This is a genomic window from Clostridium frigidicarnis, assembly GCF_900111985.1.
Classification (GTDB): Bacteria; Bacillota; Clostridia; order Clostridiales; family Clostridiaceae; genus Clostridium_Z; species Clostridium_Z frigidicarnis.
Genome location: NZ_FOKI01000076.1, coordinates 1 through 7,168, shown reverse-complemented (window position 1 = coordinate 7,168; position 7,168 = coordinate 1). Strand labels below are relative to the sequence as shown.

At 28.7% G+C, this 7,168-nt stretch carries 5 protein-coding genes, 1 tRNA gene and 2 rRNA genes; all 8 read right to left on the bottom strand.

The window, feature by feature from the left end; genetic code table 11:
* Positions 1 to 508: 508 nt before the first annotated feature.
* Positions 509 to 1,357 (bottom strand): carboxylating nicotinate-nucleotide diphosphorylase, encoded by an 849-nt coding sequence (gene nadC / locus BM119_RS19055; protein WP_090043288.1) that lies wholly within the window; start codon positions 1,355 to 1,357, stop codon positions 509 to 511.
* 28 nt (positions 1,358 to 1,385) lie between these two features.
* Positions 1,386 to 2,654 carry an L-aspartate oxidase gene (locus BM119_RS19050; protein ID WP_090043287.1) on the bottom strand — a complete coding sequence of 423 codons (1,269 nt, stop codon included), beginning with the start codon at positions 2,652 to 2,654 and terminating at the stop codon, positions 1,386 to 1,388.
* A gap of 9 nt (positions 2,655 to 2,663) precedes the next feature.
* Positions 2,664 to 3,575, bottom strand: coding sequence for a quinolinate synthase NadA (nadA, locus tag BM119_RS19045; RefSeq protein ID WP_090043286.1), 912 nt, complete (start codon positions 3,573 to 3,575; stop codon positions 2,664 to 2,666).
* A gap of 309 nt (positions 3,576 to 3,884) precedes the next feature.
* On the bottom strand, positions 3,885 to 5,183 hold the full coding sequence (locus BM119_RS19040; protein WP_090043285.1) for a metallopeptidase TldD-related protein: 1,299 nt from the start codon (positions 5,181 to 5,183) through the stop codon (positions 3,885 to 3,887).
* Between the two features lie 2 nt (positions 5,184 to 5,185).
* Positions 5,186 to 6,562, bottom strand: coding sequence for a TldD/PmbA family protein (locus BM119_RS19035; protein ID WP_090043284.1), 1,377 nt, complete (start codon positions 6,560 to 6,562; stop codon positions 5,186 to 5,188).
* A 163-nt stretch (positions 6,563 to 6,725) separates the two neighbouring features.
* A tRNA-Phe gene (locus BM119_RS19030) sits at positions 6,726 to 6,801 on the bottom strand.
* Positions 6,802 to 6,807: 6 nt separating this feature from the next.
* Positions 6,808 to 6,925, bottom strand: a 5S ribosomal RNA gene (gene rrf, locus BM119_RS19025).
* Between the two features lie 100 nt (positions 6,926 to 7,025).
* Positions 7,026 to 7,168 (bottom strand): 23S ribosomal RNA (locus tag BM119_RS19020); the annotation flags it as partial.

The following is a 7,168-nucleotide window of genomic DNA, read 5'->3' as shown; positions in this document are numbered from 1 at the left end:
TGTAATTTTCATCATTTTTCTTCAATAATTATAGTACTATTTTTCAATATATACATTTAAAGTTCAAAATCACTATGTTTTATCAATATAAAAAGGGCTGCACCCTTTTTTTAATTGATAATTGATAATTGACAATTATTGTTGGAAGTCACAAACTTCCTAAATATAAAGTTGAAGGTTGAAAGTTGAAAGTTCAGGTTGAAAATCACAGATTTTCTCTAAATTATATTTTTTTAATTTTAAAATCTTCCTTAGAAGATTTATCCTTGAATTGTCAATTTTCAATCGTCAATTGTCAATTTCTTAAACTCTTGCAACTTGCCACTTGTAATTTTTCACTCATTAAAGTTCTCAACTAAAAAATCTATATATTTTAATAGTTATAAAAGTTATCCACAGGTTTGAAATTTTATAATATCCTATAGGGAAATAAAAAGATTCAATTATAGATTTATATTTTTATCTATAATTGAATCTTTTATGTTTATAATATATAACCATTCTTCACCTATATTTGTTTTAAATTCTTTATTGATAAATCTAATATAGGTGAAGAATGAGTCAAAGCTCCAATAGATATATAATCAACACCGGTTTCTCCTATATCTCTTATATTATCTAATGATACATTCCCTGATACTTCAATAGTAGCTTTTTCTCTAATAAGTGAAACGGCTTCTTTTATTTCACCAATACTCATGTTATCTAACATAATAATATCCACTTTTTCTTCTAGAGCTTCTTTAACCATATTAAGATTCTCAACCTCAACTTCTATTTTTCTCACAAAACTATTATATTTTCTTACTCTCTCTACAGCCTCTTTTATACTTCCTGCAGCTCCAATATGATTGTCCTTTATAAGTACACCATCTGAAAGATTAAATCTATGATTATATCCCCCACCCATTTTAACAGCATATTTTTCAAACGCTCTCATATTGGGTGTTGTTTTTCTTGTATCTAGTACCTTTGCTTTAAGATCTTGAAGTTTATCTGAATATTTTCTTGTTGTAGTTGCAATTCCACTCATTCTTTGTAGAAAATTTAATGCAGTTCTTTCTCCTGATAATATATTCCTCATATCACCTGTTATTTTACCTATTATACATCCCTTTTTAACAAAATCTCCATCTTTAAAATAAAATTCAATCCCTACATTACCTAATATCTGAAACACTCTTTTAAATATACTTAGCCCTGCAATTGTGCCTTCTTCTTTTGCAATAAGCTCTGCCTGTCCTATTACTTTATTTTGCAAAATTGCACATGTAGTTATATCTTCATTATTTATATCTTCCTCTAACGCACTCAATATATATTTGTCTACATTAAGCATATTTAAACACTCCGCCATCTCAATACCACTCCCCTCTTTTTATTTCCTATACACCACTTTGAATATGTCTTTTAGATAATGACTTGATTTCATTTATAACTAAAGATTTATTTAATTTGTCCCTTGGCACATATTTAATTTCATCTATTGAACAAGACCTTATATAATCCAATAAAATAGAACTTATTCTATTGGAAAAAACAAGTGCCTCGAGTAATGAATTACTGGCTAATCTATTCGCTCCATGTACACCTGTAGAACTTACTTCCCCTGTTGCAAATAGACATTCCATAGATGTTCTACCAAAAGTATCAACTTCTATTCCTCCCATAAGATAATGTTGAGCTGGTAATACTGGTATTGCTTCCTTGGTCAAATCATATCCTTCATGTAAACACGTTTCAAATATATTAGGAAATCTTTTACGTAAAAAATCTTTTCCTAAAAAGTCTGCTTTTAAATATACAAACTCATCATTAAGCCTCTTCATTTCATTTAATATAGACTCTGTAACTATATCTCTTGGCAAAAGTTCATTTACAAACCTGTGTCCCTTAGAATTTAATAATACTGCTCCTTCTCCTCTTACCGCCTCTGATATTAAAAATCTTTTTTTTGTTTTATCCTTTGAATAAAGGGTCGTTGGGTGTATTTGTATATAATTTAAATCTTTAGTTCTAACACCTTTTTGTAGTGCTAAACTTATACCATCTCCTGTTAAATGTCTTTCATTTGTAGAATTTTCAAATAATCCTCCAACCCCACCAGTAGCTAAAATAACCACCTTTGAAAAAATATTTTCTATAATTCCATTCTTCTTAACTGAAACTCCAAAACATTTATTATTTTTACTTATTAAATCCATCACTGTTGCCATTTCCATAATCTCTATGTTGTTTCTATTCTCTACATTTAACAGAAGCTTTTGTATTACTTCTTTTCCTGTAGTATCTTTATGATGTACAATTCTATTTATACTATGAGCACCTTCCCTGGTGTAATTAAGTTCTTGTCCGTTCTTATCAAAATCTACACCATAATCTATTAATGTATTTATTACTCTTCTAGATTCTTTTGCCAAAATTTCTACTGATTTTTTATTATTTCTAAATTTACCCGCTTTTAATGTATCTTTTATGAATAAATTTAAATCTTCATTGTTTTTTAATACAGAAATTCCACCTTGAGCTAAATGAGAATTACTTCTTTCTTTTTTATCTTTAGTTATAAGTAACACACTTATATCTCTAGAAAGCCTTAATGCACAGTAAAGTCCTGCTGCTCCAGTTCCAACTATTATGACATCATATTTCATACTGTTATTTTACCTAGCCAATTCATGCATATTCTTAAGAGCTTTTTCCGCCCTTACTTTTATACCATCATCTACTAACACCTGACTGTCTAAGTTAGTTAATGATCTTAAAAGATTTTCTAGAGTTATTTTTTTCATATCATTACATATTTGATAAGGTGTTACTGTATAAAAATTTTTTTCTGGATTCTTATTTTTAAGTTCATAAAGTATTCCTTCCTCAGTACATACTATAAATTCCTTTTGAGAACTTTTGCATACGTAATCTATAATTTCTGATGTACTCCCTACAAAATCACCAATAGAAATAACATCATAATTACATTCTGGATGAACAACTATTTTTGCATCTCTATGAATATCTCTTAATTTAATAACCTGTTCTTTACTTACATTTTTATGTATTGGACAATATCCATCATGAAAAATAAAATTTTTGTTTTTAATCTTTGTGCTTAGGTATTTTCCTAAATTGTTATCTGGTATAAAAAATATATTTTTCTCCTTTAAATTTTTTATTATTTTTATTGCATTTGATGATGTAACGCATACATCAGAATTGGCTTTAACTTCGGAAGTAGAATTTATATAACAAACTACAGCTAAATCATTATATTTTTCCCTAATTTCTTTTATCTTATCTATAGATATCATATATGCCATTGGACATTTAGCATCTACATTAGGACTTATGATTGTTTTATTAGGGCTTAATATTTTAGCACTTTCACCCATAAACGAAACTCCACAAAATATGATTATATCCTCTGGTCTTTCCATTGCTAATTTACTTAAATAATATGAATCACCAACAAAATCAGCAACTTCCTGAATATCATCATTAACATAATAATGAGCCAAAATTAATGCTTTTTTATCCTCTTTTAATCTTTTTATATGTTCCATAAGCTCCTTATTCATTTTACACCTCTTGATTTCATTATTTACATGTGTATATACACTTATAAGTTAATATACCATTATTACCACAATTTATCAATAAAATTATTAGGTGAATTTATAATATCTTATATTTCTAACCTCTATACAAATTATAATCAATATGTATAAGTAGATTTAACAACCTAAAACAATCGTAAATATCATCTTATTTGTTTTTTGATATAACAAAAAGACCAGCTAAAACATATTCTAGCTAGTCTTAAAGTTTCATCACATTCACTATAACTTTTCACTTGCACCTTGTCACTGATTGAAACCTATTATTTTTTAAGCCTTCCCACTTATGGTAACATTGTTTACCTTTATCCAAGGTGTAATTGAACATCCTGTGTTTAATGTTTCCTCTGATATATATTCAATATTATTAAACATTTCGTATATATTTCCTGATATCATTACCTCTTTAATTGGATATTTTATTTCTCCATTTTCAATGTAATAGCTATTTTTAGCAACCCCTGAAAAATCTCCATTTGATGCTGGTTGTCCACCCGAAAATCTACCAAGAATTATACCTTTATTGGTTGATTTCATAATATCATCTATCTTTTTATCTCCGTTTAATATTCTTATATTTTCTGTATATGGAGCAAATTTTTTCTTTGTTTTTCTAGATCCATACAAAGTTAGAAGAAATGTATTAAGTACTCCGTTCTCTATTATAGGAAAATTATATGTTTTCATGCCATCTGACGTCACAAAAACTTTATTGCTTATTTCATCACTAATAGATTCACATAGAACAGTTAATTTATTGTCTGCTACCTTTTTACCTAGCTTATCTTTTAACATGCTTGTTTTTGATATTATAGGAGTATCACATAAAAATAATTGATTATAATAAACTACAAATTCATTTGCTAGTTCAGGAGTTAAAATTAAATCACCTAAAAATTTTTCTTCTAATTCTATACAATATAATTGTTCAACTGCTTCTTTAAACTTTTTATCTATATTTTCATATTCTATAAAAGACTCTGGGAGTTCATCAAATTGAAACTGTGCAAAATTAAATGATGAGGATGTTTCTTGATTTTTTGCTGCATAAGTTAACGCTAAAGAATAGTTGGATGTATCACTTTTAAAATAAACACTATTTGTATTTCCTATATATTTTACCTTCTTATTAAATGTTAGATTAGTTCCACCTATTAAATTAATTTGTTCATATTTTAAATTTATGTTTTTTATAAAGTCTAATATTAGGTCATACATTTTATGCAAATCCGCTGAATCGCTACCATACTTAAATTCTTCATTGTCACTGTTTGGTGCAATATCGTTAAATTCATCTTCTCTTGATGAATCACACATTTCAACTAGCTCACCTATTTTATTTTCTATGTTTTTATAATCCAAATTACTTATCTTTATAGAAGATTTTTTATTATCCTTTATTCCTGTTAAATTTATATCTGAATCCTTTGTAGTTCTTAAAAGGCTTATTGATTCCTTAGTAAAATTCAATTCATACTTTTCATTTATACTATAAATACACTGACCCTTGTCTAATCCTTTATCCTTAATGCCTTGGAGGCAAAAATTCAAAATTTCTCTGTTATCCATTTTTATCTACCCCCTATATTTACCTTACATTTTATTGATGGACCACCCATTCCAACTAAATTCATTTGTTTTTTCCCACAAAAACCACCGCTACTCCATTTAAATTCTTCTGAAACCATTGAGGCTGTTTTCAAAACATCAAAGGCAACTCCTGAAATAGTTAAGTCTTTTATAGCTCTTCCTAATTTTCCTTTTTTTATTTCATAGCCTTCTGTTATTCCAAACATAAATTCACTTGTTGTATCCGCCTGTCCATTACTAGCAGAAGTAAGATAATATCCATCTTCAATTGATGATATCATATGTTCTATTTTATCATTTCCTGGCATAATACAAGTATTTCTCATTCTTATTATAGGCTCATCAAAAAATTCATAAGCTCTTGCGTTACCCTTAGGGTCATCACCAAATAAATTAGCGGTTTCTTTATTATGCATATAGGATTTTAATACTCCATTTTCTATTAAGGTTACATCTTCTCCTTTAGTACCCTCATCATCAATATATACTGGTATAGGACATGGTTTATCAAATAAAGTATGTGCACAATCCTTTAAAGTTATTTTTTCACTAGCTATGATATTATTTAAATTTCTTCCAGCTATTGATCCAGCTAAAACCAAATCAGCTTCTGTAGTATGTCCAATAGCTTCATGTGCAAATAGTCCTGTTATCTTAGTATCTAAAATACATTCCTTTAATCCCGCTAAAGCATATACCCCTTCTCTTTTCTTCATAAGACGTTCATACAATGAATCTACCTCTTTGAACAAATCTTGTGGTTTATTAAATTTATCCTCAAACTCTCCCAGTCCTCCAAGCAAAGTATATAGGGTTATAGGCATTCCTAAGTTATCCTCTGCTACCAATGAGATAACAATATTACTCCTAGGTATAAAAGATTTAATCCTTGAACCCTCTGAATTTATAAAATCTCTTTCCTGAGATATACAGTTTAAATTTACTGTTCTACTAGAAAGCTTTTTATATTTGTTAGCTATATAATTATCAATTTCTCTTACAAAATCTATTAACTGTTTTTGTGTAAGTTTAGTTTTCTTAGTTCTAAACTCCTTGTTTATGCACGCTATATTTTCTTTAAATGGTGTAAACTCTTTTTCATTGTATTTGCCTAAAAATTCTGAATTTTTTTCAGCTAAGTTTATAACCTCTGTTATTGAATTGCTGTTTACCATAGAGTTAGATGCAAATCCCCAGCATCCCCCTATATTAACTCTTGAACTAATTCCTTTACTAGATGATTTAGAATTATTATTAATATCCCCCTTTAAAATTCTAATATTGTTAGACAAATTTTCTTGAACTCTTAATTCAGTATACCCTTTAAAAAACTTTTTATATTCTTCCAAAGCTATCATTAACTTCAACCCCCTATAATTAACGTAGCTTAATTATACCATATTTTTCTATAAAATAAATTTCTTTACTAACGCAAAAAGTCTAACATTCAAGTGGTGTTTGAATGTTAGGTAATAATTTGTATATACGAAAAAAAAGCTTAGTATAAATACTAAGCTTTGCTGGTGGCTCGAGCAGGAATCGAACCAGCGACACGAGGATTTTCAGTCCTCTGCTCTACCGACTGAGCTATCGAGCCATCTACACCTGGCAACATCCTACTCTTCCACACAGTCACCCATGCAGTACCATCGGCCCTCTAAAGCTTAACTTTCCTGTTCGGTATGGGAAGGAGTGTGACCTTTAGAGGCATCATTACCAGATTTTCATCATCATTACATTTAATATTATACACCATTCTTAAAATGATGTCAATTATTTTTTAGAGAAATTATTCTCTAAAAATTACACATAGATTTTTATTTGGTCAAGCCCTCGACCTATTAGTATGAGTCAGCTGAATATATTGCTATACTTACACCTCTCACCTATCAACCTCGTGGTCTTCAAGGGGTCTTACTAACTTACGTTATGGGAAATCTTATCTTGAGGTAGGCTTCACGCTT

Excerpts from the sequence above, each read along its gene's own strand:
- nadC (WP_090043288.1), bottom strand. The coding sequence starts at position 1,357 with ATGGCGGAGTGTTTAAATATGCTTAATGTAGACAAATATATATTGAGT.
- BM119_RS19050 (WP_090043287.1), bottom strand. The coding sequence starts at position 2,654 with ATGAAATATGATGTCATAATAGTTGGAACTGGAGCAGCAGGACTTTAC.
- nadA (WP_090043286.1), bottom strand. The coding sequence starts at position 3,575 with ATGAATAAGGAGCTTATGGAACATATAAAAAGATTAAAAGAGGATAAA.
- BM119_RS19040 (WP_090043285.1), bottom strand. The coding sequence starts at position 5,183 with ATGGATAACAGAGAAATTTTGAATTTTTGCCTCCAAGGCATTAAGGAT.
- BM119_RS19035 (WP_090043284.1), bottom strand. The coding sequence starts at position 6,562 with ATGATAGCTTTGGAAGAATATAAAAAGTTTTTTAAAGGGTATACTGAA.